The 24,567-nt window shown below is 70.6% G+C and carries 21 protein-coding genes; 14 read left to right on the top strand and 7 right to left on the bottom strand.

Annotated elements, in window-relative coordinates:
• Positions 1–223: 223 nt before the first annotated feature.
• From Q0C38_RS21320 to Q0C38_RS21300, 5 genes are all read left to right on the top strand, one after another.
• Complete coding sequence (locus Q0C38_RS21320; RefSeq protein WP_291299152.1) at positions 224–610, top strand: OmpA family protein; 387 nt, start codon at positions 224–226, stop codon at positions 608–610.
• Positions 607–1,746, top strand: a complete 1,140-nt coding sequence (locus Q0C38_RS21315; RefSeq protein WP_291299151.1) for a MotA/TolQ/ExbB proton channel family protein — start codon at positions 607–609, stop codon at positions 1,744–1,746. Before Q0C38_RS21320 ends, Q0C38_RS21315 begins: the two co-directional genes overlap by 4 nt.
• A 23-nt stretch (positions 1,747–1,769) precedes the next feature.
• Positions 1,770–3,257 carry a peptidoglycan -binding protein gene (locus Q0C38_RS21310; RefSeq protein WP_291299150.1) on the top strand — a complete coding sequence of 496 codons (1,488 nt, stop codon included), beginning with the start codon at positions 1,770–1,772 and terminating at the stop codon, positions 3,255–3,257.
• Positions 3,254–3,880, top strand: a complete 627-nt coding sequence (gene upp, locus Q0C38_RS21305; protein WP_291299149.1) for a uracil phosphoribosyltransferase — start codon at positions 3,254–3,256, stop codon at positions 3,878–3,880. The genes Q0C38_RS21310 and upp overlap by 4 nt, the downstream gene beginning before the upstream one ends.
• 103 nt (positions 3,881–3,983) lie before the next feature.
• Positions 3,984–6,206, top strand: coding sequence for a DUF3141 domain-containing protein (locus tag Q0C38_RS21300; RefSeq protein WP_291299148.1), 2,223 nt, complete (start codon positions 3,984–3,986; stop codon positions 6,204–6,206).
• Between the two features lie 49 nt (positions 6,207–6,255).
• On the opposite strand, the gene Q0C38_RS21295 is transcribed toward Q0C38_RS21300, so the two are convergent.
• Both Q0C38_RS21295 and Q0C38_RS21290 read right to left on the bottom strand, forming a co-directional pair.
• On the bottom strand, positions 6,256–7,275 hold the full coding sequence (locus Q0C38_RS21295) for an alpha-E domain-containing protein (RefSeq protein ID WP_291299147.1): 1,020 nt from the start codon (positions 7,273–7,275) through the stop codon (positions 6,256–6,258).
• 1 nt (position 7,276) lies between these two features.
• Positions 7,277–8,797 carry a circularly permuted type 2 ATP-grasp protein gene (locus tag Q0C38_RS21290; RefSeq protein WP_291299146.1) on the bottom strand — a complete coding sequence of 507 codons (1,521 nt, stop codon included), beginning with the start codon at positions 8,795–8,797 and terminating at the stop codon, positions 7,277–7,279.
• Between the two features lie 239 nt (positions 8,798–9,036).
• Here Q0C38_RS21290 and Q0C38_RS21285 point away from each other — a divergent pair, with 239 nt between their 5' ends.
• The gene (locus Q0C38_RS21285) at positions 9,037–9,519 is read left to right on the top strand and encodes a hypothetical protein (RefSeq protein WP_291299145.1); all 483 of its coding nucleotides are present in this window, start codon (positions 9,037–9,039) and stop codon (positions 9,517–9,519) included.
• 414 nt (positions 9,520–9,933) lie between these two features.
• On the opposite strand, the gene Q0C38_RS21280 is transcribed toward Q0C38_RS21285, so the two are convergent.
• A complete protein-coding gene (locus Q0C38_RS21280) occupies positions 9,934–10,992 on the bottom strand; it encodes an OmpA family protein (protein ID WP_291299144.1) in 1,059 nt (352 codons plus the stop codon).
• 499 nt (positions 10,993–11,491) lie between these two features.
• On the opposite strand from Q0C38_RS21280, the gene Q0C38_RS21275 reads away from it, so the two are divergent.
• Positions 11,492–12,124 (top strand): GNAT family N-acetyltransferase, encoded by a 633-nt coding sequence (locus Q0C38_RS21275; protein ID WP_291299143.1) that lies wholly within the window; start codon positions 11,492–11,494, stop codon positions 12,122–12,124.
• Positions 12,125–12,128: 4 nt separating this feature from the next.
• Here Q0C38_RS21275 and Q0C38_RS21270 read toward each other — a convergent pair whose 3' ends face one another.
• The gene (locus Q0C38_RS21270) at positions 12,129–12,743 is read right to left on the bottom strand and encodes a 2-dehydro-3-deoxy-6-phosphogalactonate aldolase (protein ID WP_291299142.1); all 615 of its coding nucleotides are present in this window, start codon (positions 12,741–12,743) and stop codon (positions 12,129–12,131) included.
• Positions 12,740–13,621 (bottom strand): 2-dehydro-3-deoxygalactonokinase, encoded by an 882-nt coding sequence (locus Q0C38_RS21265; protein WP_291299141.1) that lies wholly within the window; start codon positions 13,619–13,621, stop codon positions 12,740–12,742. Before Q0C38_RS21265 ends, Q0C38_RS21270 begins: the two co-directional genes overlap by 4 nt.
• A 114-nt stretch (positions 13,622–13,735) precedes the next feature.
• Between Q0C38_RS21265 and Q0C38_RS21260 the strand changes: the two genes are divergently transcribed.
• Entirely contained in the window at positions 13,736–14,272 is a 537-nt protein-coding gene (locus Q0C38_RS21260) for a GNAT family N-acetyltransferase (RefSeq protein ID WP_291299140.1), read from the top strand.
• Between the two features lie 21 nt (positions 14,273–14,293).
• The gene (locus Q0C38_RS21255; RefSeq protein ID WP_291299139.1) at positions 14,294–15,481 is read left to right on the top strand and encodes an MFS transporter; all 1,188 of its coding nucleotides are present in this window, start codon (positions 14,294–14,296) and stop codon (positions 15,479–15,481) included.
• On the opposite strand, the gene Q0C38_RS21250 is transcribed toward Q0C38_RS21255, so the two are convergent.
• Positions 15,462–16,634, bottom strand: a complete 1,173-nt coding sequence (locus tag Q0C38_RS21250) for a M20/M25/M40 family metallo-hydrolase (protein WP_291299138.1) — start codon at positions 16,632–16,634, stop codon at positions 15,462–15,464. The two genes, Q0C38_RS21255 and Q0C38_RS21250, sit on opposite strands and share 20 nt — an antisense overlap.
• Before the next feature lie 133 nt (positions 16,635–16,767).
• Here Q0C38_RS21250 and Q0C38_RS21245 point away from each other — a divergent pair, with 133 nt between their 5' ends.
• From Q0C38_RS21245 to Q0C38_RS21225, 5 genes are read left to right on the top strand one after another with little or no spacing between them, the layout of a single operon-like run.
• The gene (locus tag Q0C38_RS21245) at positions 16,768–17,466 is read left to right on the top strand and encodes a CYTH domain-containing protein (protein ID WP_291299137.1); all 699 of its coding nucleotides are present in this window, start codon (positions 16,768–16,770) and stop codon (positions 17,464–17,466) included.
• Entirely contained in the window at positions 17,451–18,200 is a 750-nt protein-coding gene (locus Q0C38_RS21240) for an aspartate/glutamate racemase family protein (RefSeq protein ID WP_291299136.1), read from the top strand. The genes Q0C38_RS21245 and Q0C38_RS21240 overlap by 16 nt, the downstream gene beginning before the upstream one ends.
• 42 nt (positions 18,201–18,242) lie before the next feature.
• Positions 18,243–19,451, top strand: a complete 1,209-nt coding sequence (locus Q0C38_RS21235; protein ID WP_291299135.1) for an MFS transporter — start codon at positions 18,243–18,245, stop codon at positions 19,449–19,451.
• Entirely contained in the window at positions 19,451–20,917 is a 1,467-nt protein-coding gene (locus Q0C38_RS21230; RefSeq protein ID WP_291299134.1) for a M81 family metallopeptidase, read from the top strand. Before Q0C38_RS21235 ends, Q0C38_RS21230 begins: the two co-directional genes overlap by 1 nt.
• A gap of 40 nt (positions 20,918–20,957) precedes the next feature.
• Positions 20,958–22,733 carry a glucan ABC transporter ATP-binding protein/ permease gene (locus Q0C38_RS21225; RefSeq protein WP_291299133.1) on the top strand — a complete coding sequence of 592 codons (1,776 nt, stop codon included), beginning with the start codon at positions 20,958–20,960 and terminating at the stop codon, positions 22,731–22,733.
• Between the two features lie 18 nt (positions 22,734–22,751).
• On the opposite strand, the gene Q0C38_RS21220 is transcribed toward Q0C38_RS21225, so the two are convergent.
• The coding region (locus tag Q0C38_RS21220; RefSeq protein ID WP_291299132.1) for a PhoX family phosphatase at positions 22,752–24,567 on the bottom strand (1,816 nt) is incomplete at its 5' end.

Here is a 24,567-nt window from a genome sequence, read left to right as displayed (position 1 = left end):
GGCCATTGCGCCAGCGCCCCCGCCCCGCGTGCCGCCGCCAGCGCAGCCTCCGCCGGTCGAGGCACGGCCACCCGCGCCACAAGCGGCCGCCCCCGTTGTCCCTGCCCCCGTTCTCCCTGGCCCCGCTGTCCCTGGCCCCGTCGTCCCTGGCCCCGTTGTCCCTGGCCCGCCGCCCGCGCCTCCGCCGGTCGCGCTGCCACCGGCCCCAGCGCCCGCATCGGTTGTGCGGCAGCCAACGCCCGTTCCCGCCGCGCCGATTCCTGCAGCGCCGGCAGTCACCGCGGCAGCCGGTGCCGCGGCGGCCCTCAGGGTCGCCTTCACCGTGACGGAGACGGAACTCACCCAGGCCTCGCGCCAGCGCGTTGCCGCCTTCGCCGCAGCCGTGCCTGAGGACGAGGCGGTGCGCATCACCGTCAACGCCTATGCCGGCGGCGATGCCGCCGACCCGTCGCGCGCCCGTCGCACCTCGCTCTCGCGCGCGCTGTCCGTCCGCTCCGCCCTGATGGAGGCTGGCATCCGCTCCACCCGCATCGACGTCCGCGCGCTCGGCCTTGCTGCAGGCGATGGGCCGGCGGATCGCGTCGACATTCTCGCAGGAACCCCGCGATGATCACACGCCCGCGCAAGTTCATCCTGCGCATGCTCGGCTTCGTCGCGGTCGTTCTGGTCGTCACCGCGGTGCTGCACCAGACGCTGATCGACGCCTTCCTCGCCACCCCGGTGCTGAACGGGCTGATCCTCGGCGTGCTCCTGATCGGCACCGTCTACACCTTCCGGCAGGTGACGGCGCTCGAACGCGAGGTCGAGTGGCTCGAGACGTTCCGGCGCAACAAGCCGGGCCTCGCAGGCCTCGGCGCGCCACGGCTGCTCGCGCCGATGGCCTCAATGATCACCGAGAAGCGTGACCGCTTCACTCTCTCGGCGATGGCGATGCGCAGCCTGCTCGACGGCATCCAGAGCCGCCTCGACGAGGGGCGCGAGATCAGCCGCTACACCGTCGGCCTGCTCATCTTCCTCGGCCTGCTCGGCACGTTCTGGGGACTGCTGCAGACCATCGCCTCGATCGCCGACGTGATCGGCGGCATGTCCGTTGGTTCTGGCGACCTGCCGACGCTGTTCAACCAGTTGAAGACCGGCCTCGAGGCGCCGCTGCGCGGCATGGGGACAGCGTTCTCCGCCTCGCTGTTCGGCCTTGCCTCGTCGCTCATCCTCGGCTTCCTCGACCTCAACGCCGGCCAGGCACAGAACCGCTTCTACATGGACCTGGAGGAATGGCTCGCGCAGGCCACGCGGCTTTCCTCGGGTGCCATCGGCGGCGAGGGCGAAGGCTCGGTTCCCGTCTACGTCCAGGCGCTGCTCGAGCAGACCGCGGAGAACCTCGAAGGGCTGCAGCGCACCCTCGGCCGTGGCGAGGAAGGGCGGATGGCGGCGAACCAGGCCGTCATCGGGCTCACCGAACGGCTGGGGCAACTGACCGACCAGATGCGCGCCTCGCAGCAGCTCCTGCTCAGGATGGCCGAGGGGCAGCAGGAGCTTCGCCCCGTCCTGTCGCGGCTGGCCGACGCGCAGAGCAACGGCGCGATCGACGATGCGACCCGCGCGCATATCCGCAACCTCGAACTCTACATGGCGCGGATGCTCGAGGAGATGATCCAGGGCCGCAACCAGGTCTCGGGCGAGATCCGCTCCGAGATCAAGCTGCTCGCGCGCACCATCGCCGCGCTGGCGGAAAACGACCAGCGATGAACGCCCGCGCGGGGATGAGCTGAATGGCGGGGCTGCGTCGCCCGCGCACGGCCTACGAGCCATGGCCCGGCTATGTCGATGCGCTGTCGACGCTGCTCATGGTCATCATCTTCGTGCTGCTGGTGTTCGTGCTGTCGCAGGCCTTCCTGTCGGTCGCACTTTCGGGGCGCGACCAGGCACTCGCGCGGCTGAACCGGCAGGTGGCGGAGCTGTCCGACCTGCTCGCCCTCGAACGCGGCACGGCGGAGGAGCTTCGCCTCTCCGTCGCGCGCCTCTCGACCGATCTGCAGGCGATGACGACGGCACGCGACACGCTCAACCGTCAGGTCGCGACACTGACGGCCGAGCGCGAGCGCGTCGGCACCGAGCGTGATGCGGCGCGGAGCGAGCGTGAGCGGCTGTCCGCCCAGCTGGCCGAGGCGCTGCTGCGGGCCGAGGCCGCCTCGGCTCGCGCGCAGCGGCTCGAAGGCCAGCTCGCCGAGGCGCTGACGCGCGCCGACCAGACCCAGACCGTGGCCGATGCCCGCGCCCGCGATGCCCAGGACAGCGCGCGCGAGGCGCAGGAACGCCAGCGTGCCGCGACCGAGGCCGCCCGGGCGTTGGCCGAGACCCGCCGGCAGCTGGAGGATGAGCGCGCGCAGCTCGCCCGCATGCGCGAGGCGATGGCCACCCTCGACCGACAGGTGACGACCGACCGTGCGACCATCGAGCTCCGCCTCTCCGAGATCGCCCGCCTGAACGGGCAGATCCAGGCGCTGACCGCGCTCCGCGACGAGCTCGAGCGCCGGGCCGCTGAGGCCGCCGCGCGCGCGACGACGGAGGAGGAGCAGCGCCGCGCGACCGCCTCCCTGCTCGAGGAGGAACGCCGGCTCGGCGAGAGTGCGCGTGCACAGGTGGCACTCCTGAACCGCCAGATCGAGGAGTTGCGCTCGCAGATCGGGCGGATCAGCGCCGCCCTCGACGCGGCCGAGGCCGAGGGGCGCGACAAGGATGCGCAGATCGCCTCGCTCGGCAGCCGCCTGAACCTCGCCCTTGCCGCACGGGTGGAGGAACTTCAGCGCTACCGCAGCGAATTCTTCGGCAGGCTTCGCGAGGTGCTGGGCAACCGCGCCGGCATCCAGGTCGTCGGCGATCGTTTCGTGTTCCAGTCGGAGGTGCTGTTCCCGGTGGGCAGTGCCGACCTGCAGCCCGAAGGCGTCGAGCAGATCCGCCAGCTTGCCGGCGTGATCCGCGAGATCTCGCGCGACATCCCGTCGGAGGTGAACTGGATCCTCCGCGTCGACGGCCACGCCGACCGCTCGCCCATCGGCGGCGCGGGACGGTTCACCACCAACTGGGAGCTTTCGGCCGCGCGCGCGATCACGGTGGTGCGGCTGCTCGCCCTGCTCGGCGTTCCCGAGAACAGGCTCGCGGCAACCGGCTTTGGCGAGTTCCAGCCGCTCGACACTGGCGAGGGAACGACGGCCTTCGCCCGCAACCGGCGCATCGAGCTCCGGCTCACCGATCGATGACGCCACGCGTGCTCGACCACCCGGTGGCAGCCGACGCGCTGGCAGCACTTCGCCGCGCCGAGACAGGCCCGGTCGCGTTCCGCGCGGCCCTCTCGCGGCTCGCGCTGCTGCTCGCGGCCGAGGCGACGCGCGGGCTGCCCACGGCGTCGGTCGCGATCACCACGCCGCTGATGGCGGCGGAGGTTCCCGTGCTGGCCGGCAAGCCACCCTGCCTCGTGCCCGTGCTGCGCGCTGGCCTCGCGCTGGTCGATGCGTTCCTGACGCTGCTGCCCGAGGCACCCGTCGCGCATTACGGCGCCTGGCGCGACCATGAGACGCTCCAGCCCGTCGAGTACTACTTCAAGAGCCCGCCCGACCTCGCCGCGCGCGGCGCCATAGTGCTCGACCCCATGCTGGCGACGGGTGGCACCGCCGTTGCTGCCGTCGCACGGTTGAAGCAGGCGGGTGCGACGACGATCACGCTTGCCGCCGTCCTGGCAGCGCCAGAGGGGCTTGCCGCGGTCGCCGCCGCGCATCCTGACGTGACGATCGTCGTCGCCGCCGTCGATCGTGGCCTCGATCACCGAGGCTACATCGTGCCCGGGCTTGGCGACGCCGGCGACAGGACCTTCGCGACGGCGTGACCGCCGCACCTGACGCAGGTCAAGGACGCGAGCATGGTTTGGCCCCATCACCGCTCGCCGAGGGCGTTGTATGCTGCAACCGCGTTCCCCGCAGGAGTGACCCATGACAGACCGCATGATCGGCACGGCGCTGGACCCGTTCGGCTTCTGGGAGTGGGTGGCCGACGCGCAACAGCGCAACATCCTGTTCCTCGACACGATGCGCGCGCGCGGCAACCAGTATCTCGCCCATGAGGCGGAGACGGTGCCGCACGTGCTGAGCTTCGACCATGAGCTGGTGATGAGCGGGGCCGGGCTGCAGCGGCCTGTGAACTACGGCCTCGTGCGCATTCCCCCGCCCGAGGGAGCGCCGCAGCCGCAGCCTGGCGCACGGCCCTTCGTGGTCGTCGACCCCCGCGCCGGGCACGGGCCCGGCATCGGCGGCTTCAAGGCCGACAGCGAGATCGGCATGGCGATCGCTGCCGGCCACCCCTGCTACTTCATCGGCTTCACCCCCACGCCGTTCCCGGAGCAGACGCTCGAGGACGTCGTGGCGGCAGAGGCTGCCTTTGTCGCCGAGGTCGCGCGCCGCCACCCCGATGCTGAGGGAAAGCCGTGCGTGATCGGCAACTGCCAGGCTGGCTGGCAGACGATGATCGCGGCCGCGACCCGGCCCGAGGCGTTCGGCCCCATCATCCTCGCCGGCAGCCCGTTGTCATACTGGAACGGCACGCGCGGCTTCGCGCCCATGCGCTACACCGGCGGCATGCTCGGTGGCTCCTGGCTCGCGCACATGACCGGCGATCTCGGCGCGGGGCTGTTCGACGGGGCCTGGCTCGTGACGAATTTCGAGCAGTTGAACCCGGCCAACACCTTCTGGTCGAAGCAGTTCAACCTCTGGCGCAAGGTCGACACGGAAGGGCCGCGCTATCTCGGCTTCGAGCGCTGGTGGGGCGGGCATGTCCTGCTGACCGCCCCGGAGATGGCATGGATCGCCGACAACCTGTTCGTCGGCAACCGGCTGTCGGCCAACCAGCTGGCGCTGAGCCACGGCACAGCCGTCGACCTGCGCGACGTTGCAGGCCCGATCGTCGTCTTCTGCTCGCGCGGGGATGACATCACCCCGCCCGGCCAGGCGCTCGGCTGGATCACCGATCTCTATGCCGATGTCAGCGAGATCCGCGCCCATGACCAGACGATCGTCTATTGCGTGCACGAGACGATCGGGCATTTGGGCATTTTCGTCTCCTCGGGCGTGTCGAAGAAGGAGCATCGCGAGTTCACCGAGAACATCGACCTGATCGACGTCCTGCCGCCGGGCCTCTACGAGGCCGTTCTCTCGCCCCGCAAGGGTGCGGCGGGCGATGCCCTGATCAGCGGCGACTATGTGGTGACGTTCGAGCCGCGCACGCTCGACCACATCCGCGGCTTCGGCATCAACAGCGCCGAGGATGACCGCGCCTTCGCCGCGGCCGCGCGCATCTCCGAACAGATGCTCGGCCTCTACCGCACGTTCGCGCAGCCCGCGATGCGGTCGATGGCGAACGAACAGGCAGCGACAGCGATGCGGCGGCTGCACCCCGCGCGCCTCCCCTATGAGATGCTGTCCGATCGCAATCCCCTCGTGCGCATGGTCGAAGGTGTGGCGGAGACAACGCGCGCGGCACGCAGGCCCGCCGCCCCCGACAACCCGTTCGTCGCGCTGCAGGACGCCACCGCACGCGCGATCGAGACCACGCTGAAGGCCTGGGGCGAGGCGCGCGACCGGATGGTCGAGACCATGTTCTTCGGCATCTACGGCTCGCCGATCGTGCAGGCACTTGCCGGTGTCGCCGGCTCCGCCCCCGTCAGGCACAGGCCGGGGCGCGACCCGGGGCACGAGGCGCAGGTCGCGGCACTGACGGAAACGTTGCGCGGTCGCATCGGCGTTGGCGGGGCGCCGGAGGCGTTCCTGCGCGGGCTGATGCATGTGCGCGACATGGCAGGCGCCGACGAACGCAGCTTCGCCGTTCTCGAAGCCCTGCGTGGCCGCCTGCCCGAGGGCCCGATGTCGCTCGCGGCGTTCAAGGCGATGCTGCGCGACCAGTGCGCGCTGATGGTGCTCGACCGCAAGGCGGCACTCGCCGCCATGCCCGCCATGGTGCCTGAGGATGCGGCGCGGCGGCAGCGCATGCTCGAGGGCATCCGCATGGTGGCGGAGGCAACCGGCCCGCTCGACGCAACGGCGGAGGCGCGGTTGGCCGAGATCGCGGCGTTGTTGGGCCCGCCAGCACCGGCAAATGAACGCGCGGCGGCGAACGACCGAGGCACGCCGCGCAGTGCGGTGAAGGCACGACGGAAGAAGTAGGCCGCCTTAGGCGCGATGCCCTGCCAGGCATCGAGCACCGCAAGGCGCATCAGCCCTGCCGCTGCTCGTGCCCCTTCTCCTGCGAGAGATCAGGCCGCCAGTCGCGGAAGAAGGCTGTGCCGATCGAGCCGGCGATGGCGATGAGCATGCGCTGCACCCAGTCGAGGAACTCGTGCAGCCCGGTATCGACGATATGGTCGATGTCATGCTCCTCCAGCCCGGCGCGAAGCTCCTCGACACGCTCCGCCGCCTCGCGGGTGCCGCGCAGGCCGTAACGGGCGCGCAACTGTTCCAGCGTGAACTCGGTCTGCCGCACGCAGAGCAGCACCGAGCGCGGGAAGGCGCCGTTCAGCAGCAGGAAATCGGCCACCGCGCGCGGCGTCAGCCCGCGCGGATGGACGCGGCGGAAGGCATGGTAGCCGGCGGCGGCGCGCAGCAGTGCGTGCCACTGCGAGAGATCGAGCGCCGAGCCGACATCGGCGAGCGAGGGCAGAAGCAGGTGGTACTTGATGTCGAGCAGGCGCGTCGTCTGGTCGGCGCGCTCGATGAAGCGGCCGAGCTGGAGGAAGTGCCAGCCCTGGTCGCGGTAGAAGGTGCCCTCGGTGATGCCGGTGTGGAGCTGCACGTTCTCCTTCACCCGCGCGCAGAGGTGGGACAGCCCGTCGCCGGCGACCTCCTCCTCCGACAGCGCCGCGGTCCAGGCGTGGAACATGTTCAGCTGCGTCCACATCTCGGTGCTGATCAGCGGGCGCAGCGCACGCGCGTTCTGGCGCGCGGCCGCCACCGCGGCGGGAATCGACGTGCCGCTGTCATGGTCGAGCAGGTAGAAGCGACGCACCGCCTCCGGCGTCGCCTGCCCGTAACGGCGGGCGAACTCCTCCTCGTCGGCGTTGATGCGCACCATGCTCTCCCACGCCTGGGAGGCGCGGCCGGAGGCCTCGAAGGTCTGCGTCACGTCGAGCAGGCGGGCGAGGTTCTCGGTACGCTCGAGATAGCGCGCCATCCAGAACAGGCTCTCGGCGTAGCGGGCCAGCAGCGGCTGGGTGTGGACGGGAAGGGTCGTGTTCATTTCACTCGTCCACCAGCACCCAGGTATCCTTCGATCCGCCGCCCTGCGAGGAGTTCACCACGAGGCTGCCGGGCTTGAGCGCCACGCGGGTGAGGCCGCCGGGCAGCACCCAGGTGTCGCGGCCGGTGATCGCGTAGGGGCGAAGGTCGAGATGGCGGGGGCGCAGCCCATCGGGCGTCAGCGTCGGGCAGACGGAAAGCCCGATCACCGGCTGGCTGATCCAGTTCGACGGGTCGGCGAGCAGCTTCTCCCGGCAGGCCTCGAGCTCGGCCTTCGTCGCGCGGGGCCCGATGGTGATGCCGTAGCCCCCCGATTCGCCGACCGGCTTCACGACAAGGTTTGCAAGGTCGGCCAGCGTTGCCTTCAGCCCCTCTGGCTCGCGGCAGATGCGTGTCTCAACGTTCTGGAGGATGGCATCCTCCGCGAGGTAGTAGCGGATGATGCGCGGCATGTAGGCGTAGAGAGCCTTGTCGTCCGCCACGCCGGTGCCGACGGCGTTGGCGAGCGCGACATTGCCCTTCCGCCAGGCCCCGATGATGCCGGGAACGCCAAGCATGCTGTCGGGGCGGAACACGGTGGGGTCGAGGAAGGTGTCGTCGATCCGGCGGTAGATGGTGTGCACCGGGGCGAGGCCGGCGGTAGTGCGCATGAACACGCGGTCATTCTCGACCACGAGGTCGCGGCCTTCGACGAGCGGCACGCCCATCTCGCGGGCGAGGAACACGTGCTCGAAATAGGCCGAGTTGTAGATCCCGGGGCTGAGCAGCACGACCTGCGGGTCGTCGACGCCCTGGGGGGCGATCTCGCACATCGCCTGCTGGAGTTTCGGTCCGTAGCCATCGACCGGGCGGAGGCGGATGCCGCGCATCAGGTCGGGGAAGACGCGCAGCATCGCGTGGCGGTTCTCGATCACGTAGGAGACGCCGGATGGCGTGCGCGCATTGTCCTCGAGCACGCGGAAGGTGCCGTGCTGGTCGCGCACGATGTCGGTGCCGCAGATGTGCACGTAGGTGCCGAAGGGAACGGGGAATCCCTGCATCTCGGGCCGGTAGTTGACGTTGCCGAGCACGAGATCTTCGGGGACGATGCCGTCCTTGAGGATCTTCCGGTCGTTGTAGACGTCATGCAGGAAGAGGTTCAGCGCGGTGACGCGCTGCTTCACACCTGCCTCGAGAATGCGCCACTCGCCGGCCGTGATCACGCGGGGGACCATGTCGAACGGCAGGATGCGGTCGATCGCGGTTGCCTCGGAATAGACCGTGAAGGTGATGCCGAGGTTGAAAAGGTCACGTTCCGCCGCCGCCGAACGCCGGCGCAGCTCCTCGACCGGAAGAGCGGCCAGCCGCCGCAGCACGGTCGCCAGTGCGCCGCCATCGCCGGGGCGCTGGGTCGTCAGCTCGCAGACATAGCCTGCCGGATCATAGCCGGGCAGCACGACGGGCGGCACGCCATCGGCGGCCAGCCCTGCTCCATCCGCCGCACGCGACACAGACCCCGTCACCCCGATGGTTTCCCCATCCATCGCCGTTCTCCGCCCTTCATGATGCGGCCGGCGCGCCTCTCCCGCCCCATGATGCTAGCTTGCAGATTGCGCATGGCCAAGCGCGGCGGGGCCGACACGACGCGCGGCAAGCCAGGGACATCGCAATGCTTGATCGGCGGGCAGGTTTCAACGATACCTCTTGCCCAAGACTGCGACCCGGTGGGCCCCGAGTCGCGCGCCAGCACAAAAGGAGCTTACCCGTGCGGCATGCACTTCTGATGACCGTGACCGTAGCTGCGCTCGGCATCGCCGCCACCGGCACCGCGCTCGCGCAGTCATGCGTGAATGCGCGCGAGCAATCCGCGTTCGAGCTTCGGGCGCTGCAGACGCACCTGATGGTCGGTGCACTGTCCTGTGGGATGGGCGATCGCTACAACGCCTTCGTCACCCGCTGGCAGTCCGACCTCGCTGGCGCGCATCGCAACCTCTCGGGCTACTTCAACCGCGCCTTTGGCAGCCGCGGGCAAAACCAGCTGAACGAGTACATCACCTCGCTCGCCAACGCGCAGTCGCAGGAAAGCATCCGCCAGGGCAGCCATTTCTGCGGCAGGATCGGCCCGATGTTCGAGCAGGTCAGCGCGCTGCGAAACGCAGCCGAACTCACGACGGCGTCGGCTGGGGCGTCACTGCCGCTCGCCTTCGATGTCCGCCCCTGCGACATCCGGTCGGCCAACCAGGGCCAGAACCAGCCGCGCCGCTGAGACCATCCACCTCCCCCCGCCACGCGGCGGGGACGACTGCTCTCAGCCGCGCCGGGTCACCGGCGCGGCTTTTGATTCCACCCTGGGCCTTGTCGCCCCTGGCCCTTGTCGCCCCTGGCCCTTGTCGCCCCTGGCCCTTGTCCAGACCCACGGTGTGCACGGCCGATGCCTGAGCGTGCCGCGCGGCCACCTGCACGGCCATGGCCGACTTGATCAGGAGCGAGTCGCGACCCGCATTGCCGCGGCACCGGACAGCGTATTCACGACGCCCTGGGCGGGGGGCTCGGCATGGGAGTTGTGCATCGTGGCCTGGTCGTCACCGCGCTGATTGCAGCGGGGCGGTCCCATGGCAGAGGCCGAAAAAGAGAAGGGCGCCCGAAGGCGCCCTTCCCAGTCTCAGCAGGTCGTCTCCGATCAGCGGAGGACGATTTCCACGCGCCGGTTCTGCGGCTCGCGGACGTTCGCCCCGGTCGGGACGAGAAGCTGGCTGAACCCGCGGCCGGTGATGGCCATCTGGCTGCGGGGAATGCCACGGCGCTCGAGTTCGGCGGCAACCGCCTCGGCGCGGCGCACCGAGAGGGCCTGGTTGTAGGCGGCGGAACCGACGGTGTCGGTGTGACCCGTCACCTCGATCCGCGTCGTCTGAACCCGCGGCGCGTTGGCGGCCGCCTCGGCGATGATCTGCCGGGCGCGGTCGGTCAGGTCGGCGCGGGCGAAGTCGAAGAACACCAGGTACGTGCGGGCCGGTGCGGGGGCAGCAGCCGGGGCCGGAGCCGGCGGCGGCGGCGGCGCAACGCCGAACGCGTAGGTGAGGCCGATCAGGAACGTCCAGTTCTGGTTCGCAACATCAACCGTGTTGCTGCCGGGGTTGGCCGTCCGGAAGGCGTTGCTCGTGTCGTACTCGTTGTCGAGCGTGGCGAAGTAGCGCGCCTCACCCGTGATCATCAGGCCGGGGACGGCCGAGATCGGGAAGTTCGCACCGACGATGCCCTGGTAGGCGAAGTTGCCGACCGTGTCGTCTGCGATCGTCACGCCGTTGGACTTCGCGTCAAACGCGGTCCAGGCGTAACCGGCACCGGCGCCGATGTAGGGAGTCACCCAGCCAAGGTTGAAGTCGAGCAGGGCGTTGACCATCGCACCGTAGGTGGTGCTGCTGCCGCCGCTGCCGCTCGTGATGCCGTTCACGCGAGCGGAGTCGACGTCATTGGAGCGGTAGTTGCCCTCGAGCTCGAGGCGCAGACCGAGCATCTGGTCGAGGGGAATGCCCCAACCGATGCGGCCGATCGCGGCCCAGCCGCCATCAAACTCGACGCTCGCACCTGGGCGGGCCGTCGGGCCGAAGCTCAGGTCACTTTCGTCAACCATGTTGTAGCCGCCGAGGGCGCCGATATACAGACCCTGGACCGGCTGGGCACTGGCTACCGCGGGCACGAAGCCCATCGACGCAGCCAGCAGCACAGTGCGGAGCTTCATTCGTTTCTCTCCTTACCCATCCCGAGCGAGAGAGCCACATCCGGTGCCGAACAGCGGCCCTTTGCATCCCTTACCTCGCGGTGACACGGACATTAGCGAACCACTCGGCGCAGCGCACCCTCCCGCGATAGGTCGGAAAGGGGGTTCGGCAACGATTTTCAGCACCTGTTGCGACAATGCCACAGGTGTGACCGATCTGCGCGGGTCCCGAGTTCCGCGCAGCCACCACATGCGTCAGGGCTTGGAAGACCAGGCATCTTGACTGATCATCTTCATCAATGAAGGGGCGGGAGCGGCACGTGCGGGAGCGATTCGGCAGCGACGGAAGCGTCCTGCGAACCGCCGCGCCTCTCCCAAGCCCCGGAGTCCATGCCATCTCCCGGCAGCATGTCCATCCTCCTATCCCCTTCTGCGTCCCGGTCAGCCGTTCAGCCGTCACCGGCTCGCGAACGGGCTCGCAATCCATACAATCTCGCAATCCATACAATAAGGATGCTGCATGACGACAGCGGCTGGCATCACCGTGCTCACGGACGGGTTCCACGACATCCCGCCCGGCAGGATCGCGACCGTGGTCACGCATCTCGAGATGACCACACGGCCCTCCCACGCATTCGTCGCGCAGCAGCGCCCGGGCTGGTCGCTCCGCCACGAAACGTCGCTCTCGCCTGAAAGCTACCGCGCGCTGTTCCGGCGCATCGGCGAACCCTGGCTGTGGTTCAGCCGGCTCAGCCTCGGCGATGAGCAGCTCACCAATCACCTTGCCGACCCTGCGAGCCTGATCTGGGTGTTCGAATCGGAAGGCGAGGATGCCGGCCTCGTCGAGCTTTCCTGGCGCGAGCCCGGCACGTGCGAACTCGTGTTCTTCGGCGTGATCCCTGACCTGATCGGCAGCGGGGCCGGCCGCTTCATGATGTCGCATGCGATTCTCGCCGCCTGGGCGCGGCCGCAGGTCACGCGCGTGACCGTGCATACCTGCACGCTCGATCACCCCTCCGCTCTCCCCTTCTATATGCGTGCGGGCTTCCGGCCAGTGCGCCAGCAGGTCGAGATCGCGCCGGACCCCCGGCTGGCCGGCACGCTCACGGCCGCCGCGGCACCGCATGTGCCGCTGATCGCGACCGCCGGCTGATCGGTCAGAGCGCGGCGACGAAGGCCTTCGCCCGCGTCGCCACCGATGCCGGCGAATCGCCGGGCTTGTAGAGCGCGCTGCCGACGCCGAACCCAGCCGCCCCAGCCGCCCGCCAGGCAGCGATCGACTCGGGAGAGACGCCGCCGACGGGCAGTACCGGCACCGCGGGCGGCAGCACGGCCTTGAGCGCCCTGAGCAGCGCCGGGCCGCCGATCTCGGCCGGAAACAGCTTCAGCCCGTCAGCTCCCGCCGCGATCGCGCCAAACGCCTCGGTCGCGGTGTAGCAGCCAGGCAGGACGAGGGCGCGAGCCGCCCTGGCCGCGGCGATCACGGCCGCATCGGCATGCGGCATCACCACGATCCGCCCGCCCGCCCCGACCACCGACGCGGCATCCGCTGGCGTCAGAACGGTTCCGGCGCCGACCAGCACCGCCTCGCCGAACCTCGCGGCCAGCGCGCTGATGCTGGCCAGCGGGTCGGGCGAGTTCAGCGGCACCTCGATGATGGCGATGCCTGCCGAGACAAGCGCCTCGCCGACAGGAACCGCATCGGCCGGCGTGATTCCACGCAGGATCGCCACGATCGGGCAGCGCGCCAGCCAGGGACCGAGCCGGCTCAAAGCATCCCCCGCGAGGCAGCGATCGCGGAGAGCCCGTGCGCGGCGGTCTCCTCGCCGTGGCTCACGGGGGTGTGCCCCGCCGCGGCAAGCGCGCGCGCGTAGCGGTCCGTCAGGCCGGGAGAGCCCACGACATGGACGGTGCCCGCGCCAGCAGCGAGCGACCCGATCTCGTGGCCGATCAGCAGCCCCGACAGGAACGAGGCGGCCGCCTCCGCGCGCAGGTCGCCCAGGAGGGTCGCCGCCCTGATGCCGAACAGATGATGCGTCAGCCCGCCCGCGCCGGCTGCCCGGGCAACACCCGCGGCGAAGGCGGCCTCGTCATCATCCCCCTTCCCCTCCGGCATCAGGGGGGCAAGCGTCGACTGCCGCCGCATCAGCGCGAACAACTCCCCCGTCATCGCCGTGCGGAACGCGACGATCGCGCCATCCTCGACCACGGCCCATTTGCTGTGCGTGCCGGGAAGGCAGAGCGTGTGACGGCCAGGCCCGAGCAGCGGCAGCAGGCCGAGGATCTGCGTCTCCTCCCCGCGCATCACGTCCGCCACGCCGCCATTGCGGCACGAGAGGCCTGGAACGATGAAGCTGCCCGGCCTGTCAGGCAGCGGGATCAAGGCGGCGGCAATGTCGGCGGCCCGCGCCGGGCAGGGGGCGTAGGGCGCCTCGACCCAGCCCTGCCGGCTGCCGACCATGCCGCAGAGGAGGGCCGGCTCAGCCGACGCCCCTGGCCATGGGGCGAGGACCTCGGCAAGCGCCTCGGCGTAGCCGGCAGGCGGAACGAGGCTGATGCCCCTCGGCGCGGTGAGCGCGGCGGTGACGGCACCATCGGCGCCGAGGCGCCAGGCGCGGAAGGAGGAGAGGCCCCAGTCGATCGCGAGCATGGCACCGTTGTCGCACCGTCGGGCCGATCGCGGAAGCGCGCGCGAACCGGGATGCGCGATCGGGGGTGCGCGATGCAGTAGTCCTGACAGCGCCGCCATGGCAGGTTCCGGCCCATGCAGATCCCGATGCTCACCACCGCCCGCCTCACGCTCCGCGCCTTCCGCGAGAGCGACCTCGACGCCTTCGCCGCCATGCAGGCAGACCCTGAGGTGATGCGCCATCTCGGCGTCGGCGCGACCGCCGGCAAGCCGCGCACGCGCGACGAAAGCTGGACGGGCATGGCCGTGATGATGGGCCAGTGGCTGCTGAAGGGGTACGGCACCTTCGCGGTGGAGGAAACGGCAACCGGCCGCTTCATCGGCCGCGCCGGCATCCTGCATCTCGCCGGCTGGCCGGAGCCTGAGCTCGCCTACGCGCTCGCGCGCCAGGCCTGGCACAAGGGCTATGCGGAGGAGGCCTGCCGCGCGGCACTGGCCTGGGCCTTCCCCGCCACCGGGGCGGAGCGGATCGTCTCCTACATCAAGCCCGACAACGTTCCCTCCGCACGCCTCGCCGAACGCCTCGGCGCGGTGAACGAGGGCACGGGAGAGGTGCTGGGCGTTGCCTGCCAGGTGTGGGTGCACAGGATGGTGCCGACGGCGCTGGCCTGAAAGCGGAATGCGATCGGGATCATGAGCCCCGCCATCGCACAGCTTGGGGTTCTCATCTGCGGCCACATCATCAGCCAGTGGCTGCGCACCCTGCCGGCCATCGCGGCCGGTGGCCTGTTCGCGGAGCTTGGTTTCACCGAGCAGGGGCTGGCGATCGCGACGGGGCTGATGGCGGTAGCCTTCATGGTCGGGCAGATCCCCGTCGGCGTGATGATCGACAGGCTCGGGCCCCGGCGGACGGCGATGATCCTCCTCGGTGTCGCTGCTGTCGGCGCCGGCGCGGCGGCCGCGGCGCCGACGCAGGCGGTGTTCGCGCTCGCCCAGGTGGTCGCCGGCTTCGGCTGCGCCGGGCTGATGATGGCGCCGCTCTCCTTCGCCGCGCGCACCCTGCCGATGGATCGTTTCGGCGCCGTGTCCGGCTACCTGCCCGGCGTCGGTGCGGTGGGGCTCCTGCTGTCGGGCTCTCCCTCCGCCGCGCTCATTGCCTGGGGCGGGTGGCGGCTCGCCTACGCGGTCGTGGCGGGAGCAGCGGCCATCATCATGCTCGCCGTCGCCAGGTTCGTGCCCGAACTGCCGCCGAGCGCAGGCGCGCAGCAGCGGCGCAGCCTTGCCGCCGAGGCGGCCGATGTGTGCCTGCTCCTGGTCGGGCGGCAGCTGCGCGCGCCGGTGGTCCTCGCCATCGTCGGCTATGCAGCGCTGATCGGCCTGCGCGGCCTCTGGGCAGGGCCGTGGCTCACAACCCAGCTCGGCTTTGGCCTGGCCGACGCCGGCAACGTTCTTGCAGGGCTCAGCGTGCTGATGATCGCCGGCCCCATTCTGTTCGGCTGGCTGGATCGCCGCCTCCCCGACCGTGCATTGGCGATGGGCGTGATCCACCTCGCCTCGGCAGTCCCGCTCGCGCTGCTCGCCGCCGGCGGCTTCGGCAGGGTGGCCGACATCGCCGCGATGGCCGTCACCTCGTTCGGGTTGACGAGCCATGTGCTGCTCTACCCGATGACGCGGGGCCTGAGCGCCGAGGCCTCGCTCGGCCGCTCGCTCTCGGCAGTGAACCTTGGCTTCTTCCTCGGCGTCGCGGTGCTGCAGCCGCTCTCCGGCGTCGCTGCCCGCATGGTCGGCATCGGTGGCGCCTTCGCCCTCTATGCCGCCGTGCTCGCAGCAGGATCGGCGTGGTTCCTCGCGCTCGTGCGGTCTACCCCTCGAGGCTCATGAGAAGCCCCGCGATCAGTTTCGCCCGCGGCACGAGGGAGGCGACCATCACATGCTCCTCCAGCGTATGGATGCCGCCGCCCATGACGCCCAGGCCGTCGAGCGTGGGGATGCCCATCGCGCCGGTGAAATTGCCGTCCGACCCGCCGCCAGCGGAACTCGCCGGCAGCGCGCCGATGCCGACATTGCGCGCGATCGCCTCGGCCTGCGCGTGCAGCGCGCGCACCGCCGCATCGGGCTCCCACACCGGCCGGGTGACGGTGCGGCGAACGGAGAACTGCACGTCGTTCCCTGAGGGGCGGAGTGCCAGCATCCTGTCCACCAGCACGTCGAGGTCTTCCTGCCGCTTGGCCATCGAGAGGCTCTCGGCGCGGCACACGGTGGGCACGCAGTTCACCCACTGCCCGCCCTGGATGACGCCGACCGACGTGGTCGCATCCTCGCCGGACAGCGCCTCGATCGCGAGGATCTGCCCGGCCATCTCGCGGATGGCGCTGCGCCCCTCCGCGAGCCTCGCCCCCGCATGGCTCGGCCGGCCGATTGCTTCAAGCGCGAAACGGGCGATCGCGTAGCGGCCCCACACCACGCCGCCATCGGTGCGCGCGGGCTCGGGGATCAGCACCACCTTGTGGCGCGCTGCTTCGGCCTCGATCAGGTCGCGCGTGGAGGGCGAGCCGACCTCCTCGTCGGGCGTGAACAGAACCGTCACGGGGAGCTTCGTCGCCGCCCCGGCGGCAAGGATGGCGCGAATGGCGGCGAGGGAGACATAGGCACCGCCCTTCATGTCGCAGATGCCGGGGCCATAGGCGCGTTCAGCCGCGCCCGATCCCTCGCGGCGGAAGGCGAGCGGGCCCGATGCTCCACCCGTGCCGACGGGGTGGACGGTGTCGAGATGGCTCATCAGCAGGATGCCGGGCCTGTCCTCGCCGCCGCCGAGCGAGGGGTGGGGAAAGCGCGCGCGCACGCAGTCGCCGAAGCCCATGCGGCCGGGGATGCGCTCGATTCGCGCGCCCATTACGGCGAGGTCGCGCGAGGCTGTGTCCATCATCCGGTTCACCGCGGCGGCGTCGAAGGTCGGGCTCTCGACCTCGACCCAGCCGCGAAGCCCAGCCAATATCGTTTCGGTGTCAAGAGAAAGCTGGTTCGGGTCGATCATTCGGTTCTTCTCTTCCTGCCGCGTGCGGGGTGGAACGGTCGCCGCACGCGTGCGGATTGTCCAGCGGGGGGATGCACACGCTTGCACTGTCGCACCGGGTGTGCTGCGCTGCGGCACGACAACGGGGGCTTCCATGCCGCGCGACGGGATCGAGCGCGAGTTCAAGTCGATGCTGGATGGCGCCGCCGAGCGCGAGCGCATCCTCGCGCTCATCGGCGGCAGCGTGAAGTTCCTCGTCCAGCGCAACATGCTGTTCGATACGCCGGCGCCAAGCCTCGGCAAGGCGGGGCTCTCGCTTCGCCTCCGCCACGAGAACGGGCTCTGGATCCTCACCGCCAAGGGCGACCCGCGCGAGCGGCGAACCGATCGCCCGAAGCTGCTCACCCATCGCGGCGAGGCAGAGGTTGCGGTGCGCCCGGCGATGGCCGCCCATCTCATCGCCGGCACGGCTGATCCGCTCGCGATGCTCCGCCGCGCCGAGCCGGCCGCGATGGCGTTGAAGCTTGCCGATGCGATCGAGGCGGCGGCCGATGGCGCGCCGCTTCGCCTTGTCGGCGAGTTCCGTAACGAGCGTACCCTGTGCGCCACCTCGCTTCCCTGCGGCACCGAGCTGTCGCTCGCGCTCGACCGCTCGGAGATGCCCGATGGCACCGTCGAGCATGAGCTCGAGCTCGAGATCGCGCGCGGCGCGGTCGCCCCCGCCGCTGCCTGGCTGGAGGCGCTGATGCGCCGGGCGGAGGTGCCGCTTCGCCCCGCGCACAGCAAGCGCCAGCGCTTCGACCTCGCGGTCGCCCGCCGCGAAGGCGCCGCCCCGGCATGCGCGCGGCCCTGATGCGCATCCTTCTCGCCAACGCCAACACGACAGAGGCCGTCACCGCCATCTGTGCCGCCTCGGCGCGTGCGGTCGCGGCAGCGGGGACCGAGATCGTTCCGGTGACGCCGCGTTTCGGCCCCGCGATCATCTCCTCGCGGGCGGAGAACGCCATCGCCGCGCACGGCATCCTCGATTGCCTCGCCGAACACCATGAAGGGTGCGATGCGGCCATCCTCGCCGTCTCCTACGACACGGCCCTAGGTGCTGCGCGGCAGCTGCTGCCCATCCCCGTCATCGGCATGACGGAGGCCGCCTGCATGGCGGCCTGCCTGCTCGGCGGCCGTTTCGGCCTCGTCACCTTCTCCTCGGCCGACCTCTATCGCGAGGTGATCACCGCCCACGGGTTCGCGCAGCGGCTCTCCCGCATCGCGATCGTCGATGCCACGCCGTACGACGCGGCATCAGACCCAGACGCCGTGGCGCGGAAGGTCGTCATCGCAGCGCGGTCGCTCGCAGCCGAGGGGGCGGATGCGGTGCTGCTCGGCGGTGCCGCGCTCGCGGGCATCGGCACGCGCATCCAGGCCGAGGTTCCCGTGCCGCTGGTCGATGGCATCGCCGCGGCGGTGAAGCTCGCCGAGGCCATGGTCGGGCTTGGCCTTCCCAAGCCGCGCACGGGGGGGTTCGCAGCCCCGGTGGGCCGCGCGTCGCTTGCGCTCGGCGATGCGCTCGCGGCGATGCTGGCCCGCCGCTGAGGGATCTTCCGGCGCGGCTGCCCCGCGGCTAGCGTCACGCCCATGTCACCACCGGCCGCCGCGCGTCTTCCCTGGAATGCCGTCGGCGCCCTCTCGGTCACGCAGATCGTCGCCTGGGGCTCGCAGTACTACGCGATCGCCGTGCTCGCGCCCGCCATCGCCGCCGCCGAGGGCTGGAGCCGCGAGGCGATCTTCGGTGCCTACTCGCTCGGCCTTCTCGCACAGGGGTTCGCAGCGTTTCCGGCTGGCACGCTGATCGATCGGTTCGGCGGGCGGGTGGTGATGTCGGCAGGCTCGCTGCTGTCGGCACTGGCACTGGCGGGCGTGGCGCTCGCGCCGAACCCATGGTGGTTCGGACTTGCCTGGATCATTACCGGCATCGCGATGGCGGCAACGCAATACGAACCCGCCTTCGCCACCATCACCGCGAGCTTCGGCGCCGATGCGCGGCGGGCCATCACATACGTCACCTTTGCCGGCGGACTTGCCTCGACCGTCGCCTGGCCTGTCACCGCAGCGTTGCTGCCGAGCCTCGGCTGGCGCGGCGCCTATGCGTTCTGGGCGGTGGTGACGCTCGTCGCCTGCCTGCCGTTGCATCTGCTGCTCCTGCCGCGCGCGCGTGGCGGTGCGACACGCCCGAAGCCGCGCGCGATGGGCCCGGTGCTCCGGTCCCCCGCCTTCTGGATGGTGGCACTCGCGCTCACCGCGGGCGCGCTGCTGTTCTCCGTCGTCGGCGTGCACGCGATCCCGATGCTGCAGGACGCCGGGCTCTCGGCGACCGAGGCCGTGACGATCGCCTCCTTCACCGGCGTGTTCCAGGTCGCGGGCCGCGTGCTGGAACTCGCCGGGCTGTCGCGGCTGCGGCCGACGCGGGTGGCGATCCTCTCCGCGCTGTTCCAGCCACTTGCGATCGCGGCGCTGATGGCCGTCGGCGCCGTGCCGGGGGCGGCGTGGGCCTATGTCGCGCTCTACGGGCTGTCGGCCGGCATCCTCACGATCGTGCGCGGCACCGTGCCGGCGGAATTGTTCGGGCGAGAGGGTTATGGGGCTGTGGCGGGCGCGATGGTGGCACCCGGCATCATGGCCCGCGCGGCAGGCCCCTACGCGGCAGCGTGGATGTGGCAGAACCTCGGCGGCTACGGGCCTGTGCAGTGGTCGATCATGGTGGCCGGCATCATAGCCTGCATAGCCTTCATCGCTGCCGCAGCCCTCGCGCCGAAACCCGGCGCCGCGGCCGAGGGGGGCACCTGATGCCGCGCCTCGCCGTCGCCCGCTTCTGGTTCGAGGGCAACAGCTTCTCCCCCGTGCCGACGACCGAGGCGGCCTTCCGCGCCCGCGAATGGGTGAGCGGAGCGGGGGCGCTCGCCACCTATGCCGGCAGCGCGACGGAACTCGGCGGCATCGCCGCCTTCCTGGCCGCCACGCCCGGCTGGACGGCGGAGGTGATCCACGCCGCCTCCGCCCAGCCTGGCGGGCCGCTTGCCGCGGGCCTCGTCGACGCCTGGCTCGCCCCGGTGACCGAACGGCTCTCCCGCGGCGACTACGATGCCGTCTACCTCTCGCTGCACGGCGCCGCCTGCGCCGAGGACGATGTCGCGCCCGACCTCACCATCGTCCGCGCCATCCGCGCCGCGAGCGGTGGCGTGCCGCTCGGCGCGAGCTTCGACATGCACGCGAACCTGTCGCCCGAGACGGCAGGGCTGCTCGACTGCGCCTCCGCCTACCGCACCCACCCGCATGTCGACATGGCGGAGACCGCAGGGCGCGTGCTTGCGATGCTTGCGCGCACCATCGCCGGGGAGGTGAAGCCCGTGGTCGCGATGGCCAAGCTGCCCCGCCTCCTCCACTCGTTCCATATGCGGAGCGAGGCAGGGCCGATGGCGGAGCTCTGGGCGGAAGCGGCAGCCTCGGAGATGGGCCCCATCCTGGATGTGAGCCCCTTCGGCGGCTTCGCCTGGGGCGACACCCCGCATGCCGGCCCCGCCATCCTCGTGACCGCCGATGATGACCGCGCGGCGGCGCAGGGTGTCGCGGACAGGCTCGCCGCCTCGCTTGAGGCCAAGGCAGCGTCAGGCCGCTTCGCCGTGTCGCTGCCAGGACCGGAGGAGGCCATCGCCACCGCACGTGCGGCACCGCCGGGGCCCGTGGCGGTGCTCGACCCGGCCGACAACCCGCTGTCGGGCGGCGTCGCCGACACGCCCGCCGTTCTCCGCGCCCTGCTCGCCGCCGCCCCGGACGAGCCCTGTGTCTTCGCCTTCCTGCATGACCCGGAGACGGTCGCTGCCGCTGCTGCCGCGGGCGTCGGCGCAGGGCTCACACGCCCGCTTGGCGGCAGGACGACGTCTGCGTTCGGCCCGCCCGTCCCCGTCACCGCCACGGTGGAGCGGCTGACCGACGGGCGGTTCGTGAACCGGGGCCCGATGGAGCGTGGCGCGCCGGTCGACCTCGGCCGCACCTGCGTGCTCGCCGCAGGGGCGGTGCGCATCATCGTCGTGTCGCGGCGCGAGGCTGCGATCGACCCGGGATTCTTCGCGCTCCACGGCATCGACCTCGCCGCGACCCGGCTCGTGGTGAACAAGGCGAAGAACCATTTCCGCGCCGCCTACGCGACGCTGATGACCGCGATCATCGAGTGCGACAGCCCGGGGCCCGCAGCCCTCGACCTCGCCGCCCTGCCGTTCCGCCACGTCCCATTGGCTTGGCGGGAGGAAGCGTAGACGCCCTGATCCCGCCCTGTTCAGGGCCTAGCGTTGCCGCATGGCATTCATCCGCCTCTACCTCCGCGTGCTGGCAGAGCTTGGGCCCGAGCGGCGCCTCGCGGCGCTGCTTGCCGGCGCCAACGTGCTGCTCGCCTTCCTCACCTTCCTCGAGCCGGTGCTGTTCGGCCGGGTGATCGACACGCTTGCGGGCAGCGCGACGCGCCCGGCCGCGGAGGTGTGGTCGGTCACCCTCACCCTCCTCGGTCTCTGGGCGGCGGTCGGGCTTGGCGGCATCGTCGCCAACATCCTCGTCGCGCTGCAGTCCGACAGGCTCGCCCACCGCAACCGGCTCGGCGCGATGGCGAGGTTCTTCCGCCATGTCCTGACGCTGCCCCTCTCCTTCCACGGCGACACGCATTCCGGCCGGCTTCTCAAGATCATGCTGTCGGGTGCCGACAACATGTTCTGGGTCTGGCTCGGCTTCTTCCGAGACCATCTCTCCACGGTCGTCATCGCGCTCGTGCTGCTGCCGCTGACGCTGCTGATGAACTGGCGGCTGTCGCTGCTGCTGATCGTGCTGGCGATCCTTTTCGCGGTGGCCTCCGCCCTCGTCATCCGCCGCACCCAGGAGGCGCAGAGGACGGTCGAGGGCCATCACGCGGCACTTGCCGCCACCGCGGGCGATGCACTCTCCAACGTCATGGTGGTGCAGAGCTTCGTACGTCTGGGCGCCGAGTCGCGCATCTTCCAGGAGACGATCAGCCGCCTGCTCGCCGCGCAGTTCCCCGTGCTGACCTGGTGGGCGCTGCTGACCGTGCTGACGCGGACGGCATCGACGCTGACCGTCATCTCGATTTTCGTGCTCGGCACGGCACTTCACCTGCGCGGCCAGGCGAGCGTGGGCGAGATCGTCACCTTCATGGGCTTCGCCACGCTGCTCATCGGCAGGCTCGAGCAGGCGATGGGCTTCGTCTCGACCATGTTCATGCAGGCGCCAGGTGTTGCGCAGTATTTCGAGGTGATCGACACGCCCTCATCGGTGGCCGACCCGACGGGCCTTCCGGTGCTGCCGCGCCCCGCCGGCGAGGTGACGTTCGAGGACGTGAGTTTCGCCTACCCGGGCGGGCCGCCCATCCTCTCCGAAGTGACCTTCTCCGCAGCCCCGGGCCAGACGATCGCGCTCGTCGGCCAGACGGGGGCCGGCAAGAGCACGACGATGTCGCTCCTGCAACGCCTGTGGGACCCCCAGACAGGCAGCATCATGATCGACGGCACGGATGTGCGCGCGATCAGCCTCGAATCACTGCGCAGCCATATCGGCGTGGTGTTCCAGGAGAGCATGCTGTTCAACCGCTCGATCCGCGAGAACCTGCGCATCGGCCGTGCCGAAGCGACCGACGCCGAGATCGAGGATGCGTGCAGGCTCGCCCAGGCGCATGACTTCATCATCCGCCAGAAGCAGGGCTACGACACGCTGGTGGGTGAGCGGGGGGCCTCGCTCTCGGGCGGGCAGCGGCAGCGACTCGCCATCGCCCGCGCGCTCGTCAAGAACCCGCCGATCCTGATCCTCGACGAGGCGACCAGCGCGCTCGACGCCGCGACCGAGGCGAAGGTGCAGCAGGCCCTGAAGGCGCTGATGGCAGGCCGCACCACCTTCGTGATCGCGCACCGGCTGTCCACCGTGCGCGAGGCCGACATGATCCTCGTGTTCGCCGAGGGCCGGATCGCCGAGCGCGGCACCTTCGACCAGCTGGTCGCGAAAGGCGGCGTGTTCGCCGGACTCGTCGCGACACAGCTGTCGAATGGCGCGCAGCGCGCCGCCGCCGAGCACTGAGGCGGAACGACCCTCCGCTCAGCCGCCGATGGGGCCGCCGTCGCGCCTGACGATGGCGATCACCGATGGCCGCGGCGGCTCTCCCTCCTTGAAGTCGGGCCAGCGTGTCGAGGGCAGTTCGAACGTGCTGCCCGGATCCTCGCCCGGGTGCTGGATTGCCAGGAAGAGGGTACGGTCATCCGGCGTGAAGTGTGGGCCGCACACTTCCGCCCCCGTGGGTGCCTGGAAGAACAGCCGCGTCAGCGCACGCCCGTAGCCTGACGTGTCGGCAGCCCAAAGCCCATCGGCGATCCCCGCGCTCGCCGGCGCACCATCGGTCGAGATCCAGATGCGGCCCTTGCTGTCGAACGCGCAGTTGTCGGGGCAGGAGAGCCAGCCATTGTCGCTGGTCGCGCGATGATAGCGGGCGCCGGCATCGGTCCCCGGCTTGCCGGCCAGCAGGAAGATCTCCCACCGCGCCTCGGTTGCCGCATGGTCGACCCGGTTCGTTCCGGCGCCGGGCGGGATGACCTCGACGATATGGCCGTGCGTGTTGCCCGCGCGCGGGTTCACCGCATCGACCTGCTGTGCCGTCCGGCGGCTGTTGTTGGTGAGGTTGACGTAGACGCGCCCGTTCACCGGGTTGGTCTCGACATCCTCCGGCCGGTCCATCGGCGTGGCGCCGAGCAGGTCGGCCGCACGGCGCGTCTCGATCAGCACGTCGGCCTGGCTCTGGAACCCGTTGGCCGGCGTCAGCGGGCCTTCGCCGAACACCAGCGGAAGCCAGCGCATGCGGCCCTGCGGTTCGAACTTCGCGACATAGAGCGTGCCCTCGTCGAGCAGGTCGCGGTTGGCGGCGCGGTCGGTCGGATTCCACGGGCGGGCGGTGACGAACTTGTAGAGATAGTCGAACCGCTCATCGTCTCCCGAGTAGAAGGCGACGCGCCCGTCATGGCTGATCGCGTGCGTCGCACCTTCGTGCTTGAAGCGGCCAAGCGCGGTGCGCTTCACCGGAACCGAGGCGGGATCGTACGGGTCGAACTCGACGATCCAGCCGAAGCGGTTCGGCTCATTCGGCTCCTTGTCCAGGTTGAAGCGGTCGAAGAAGCGGCCCCAGGCCCAGGTTGCCTGCTTCTGCACGCCGTAGCGGCGGTAGTTCGCGGCCTCCGCCCCCGTCTCGGCCGCATCGCCGCCGAAGTAGTTGTTGAAGTTCTCCTCGGCCGTGATGACGGTGCCCCACGGCGTGTTCCCGCCAGCGCAGTTGTTCAGCGTGCCGAGCACGCGCGTGCCCGCCGGGTCGGCCGAGGTGCGCAGCCGCGGGTGGCCGGCCGCCGGGCCGCTCACCCGCATCGGGGTTTCCATGGTGATGCGCCGGTTGAAGCGGCCGCCCGGGACGCTCGCCCACACGCCCCCCTGGCGCCTGACCTCCACCACGCTCATGCCGTGCGCGGCGATCTCGACCGCGGCTTGGTCCTTGTTCGTGCGCGCGCGGGCCGCACGGCCCTCGCCGATGCCGGCGAACATCAGGTTGGTGTTGGTGTACTCGTGGTTGACGCAGAGCAGCCCGTGGTCGGAACCGTTCGAGCCGGCCGGCAGGGGGAAATAGTCGAGATAGTCGCAATTGTAGCCGAACTGCTTCGCCTGCCCTTCGGCGGTGAGGTTGCGCGGGTCGAATGGCGGCGCGCCTTCGAGCACGGGGTCGCCCCAGCGGATCACGACCTGGACGTCATGCCCATCGGCCACCGCGTGGCTCTGGCTCAGCTGCTGGCGGAGCTCGGGGAAGCCGAGGGTCGAGGGGCCGCCTTCCCGGGGCACCGGCGCGGGCTGCGCCGCCGCTGGCGGCGCCGCGGCGGGG

The sequence above is a fragment of the Elioraea sp. genome (assembly GCF_022842375.1).
Classification (GTDB): domain Bacteria; phylum Pseudomonadota; class Alphaproteobacteria; order Acetobacterales; family Acetobacteraceae; genus Elioraea_A.
Note: the sequence above shows the minus strand (reverse complement) of the source record. Positions and strands in the feature narration are given on the sequence as shown.

Coding starts and splice junctions, on each gene's coding strand:
- Q0C38_RS21315 (WP_291299151.1), top strand. CDS start 607: ATGATCACACGCCCGCGCAAGTTCATCCTGCGCATGCTCGGCTTCGTC.
- Q0C38_RS21310 (WP_291299150.1), top strand. CDS start 1,770: ATGGCGGGGCTGCGTCGCCCGCGCACGGCCTACGAGCCATGGCCCGGC.
- upp (WP_291299149.1), top strand. CDS start 3,254: ATGACGCCACGCGTGCTCGACCACCCGGTGGCAGCCGACGCGCTGGCA.
- Q0C38_RS21300 (WP_291299148.1), top strand. CDS start 3,984: ATGACAGACCGCATGATCGGCACGGCGCTGGACCCGTTCGGCTTCTGG.
- Q0C38_RS21295 (WP_291299147.1), bottom strand. CDS start 7,275: ATGAACACGACCCTTCCCGTCCACACCCAGCCGCTGCTGGCCCGCTAC.
- Q0C38_RS21290 (WP_291299146.1), bottom strand. CDS start 8,797: ATGGATGGGGAAACCATCGGGGTGACGGGGTCTGTGTCGCGTGCGGCG.
- Q0C38_RS21285 (WP_291299145.1), top strand. CDS start 9,037: ATGACCGTGACCGTAGCTGCGCTCGGCATCGCCGCCACCGGCACCGCG.
- Q0C38_RS21280 (WP_291299144.1), bottom strand. CDS start 10,992: ATGAAGCTCCGCACTGTGCTGCTGGCTGCGTCGATGGGCTTCGTGCCC.
- Q0C38_RS21275 (WP_291299143.1), top strand. CDS start 11,492: ATGACGACAGCGGCTGGCATCACCGTGCTCACGGACGGGTTCCACGAC.
- Q0C38_RS21265 (WP_291299141.1), bottom strand. CDS start 13,621: ATGCTCGCGATCGACTGGGGCCTCTCCTCCTTCCGCGCCTGGCGCCTC.
- Q0C38_RS21260 (WP_291299140.1), top strand. CDS start 13,736: ATGCAGATCCCGATGCTCACCACCGCCCGCCTCACGCTCCGCGCCTTC.
- Q0C38_RS21255 (WP_291299139.1), top strand. CDS start 14,294: ATGAGCCCCGCCATCGCACAGCTTGGGGTTCTCATCTGCGGCCACATC.
- Q0C38_RS21250 (WP_291299138.1), bottom strand. CDS start 16,634: ATGATCGACCCGAACCAGCTTTCTCTTGACACCGAAACGATATTGGCT.
- Q0C38_RS21245 (WP_291299137.1), top strand. CDS start 16,768: ATGCCGCGCGACGGGATCGAGCGCGAGTTCAAGTCGATGCTGGATGGC.
- Q0C38_RS21240 (WP_291299136.1), top strand. CDS start 17,451: ATGCGCGCGGCCCTGATGCGCATCCTTCTCGCCAACGCCAACACGACA.
- Q0C38_RS21235 (WP_291299135.1), top strand. CDS start 18,243: ATGTCACCACCGGCCGCCGCGCGTCTTCCCTGGAATGCCGTCGGCGCC.
- Q0C38_RS21230 (WP_291299134.1), top strand. CDS start 19,451: ATGCCGCGCCTCGCCGTCGCCCGCTTCTGGTTCGAGGGCAACAGCTTC.
- Q0C38_RS21225 (WP_291299133.1), top strand. CDS start 20,958: ATGGCATTCATCCGCCTCTACCTCCGCGTGCTGGCAGAGCTTGGGCCC.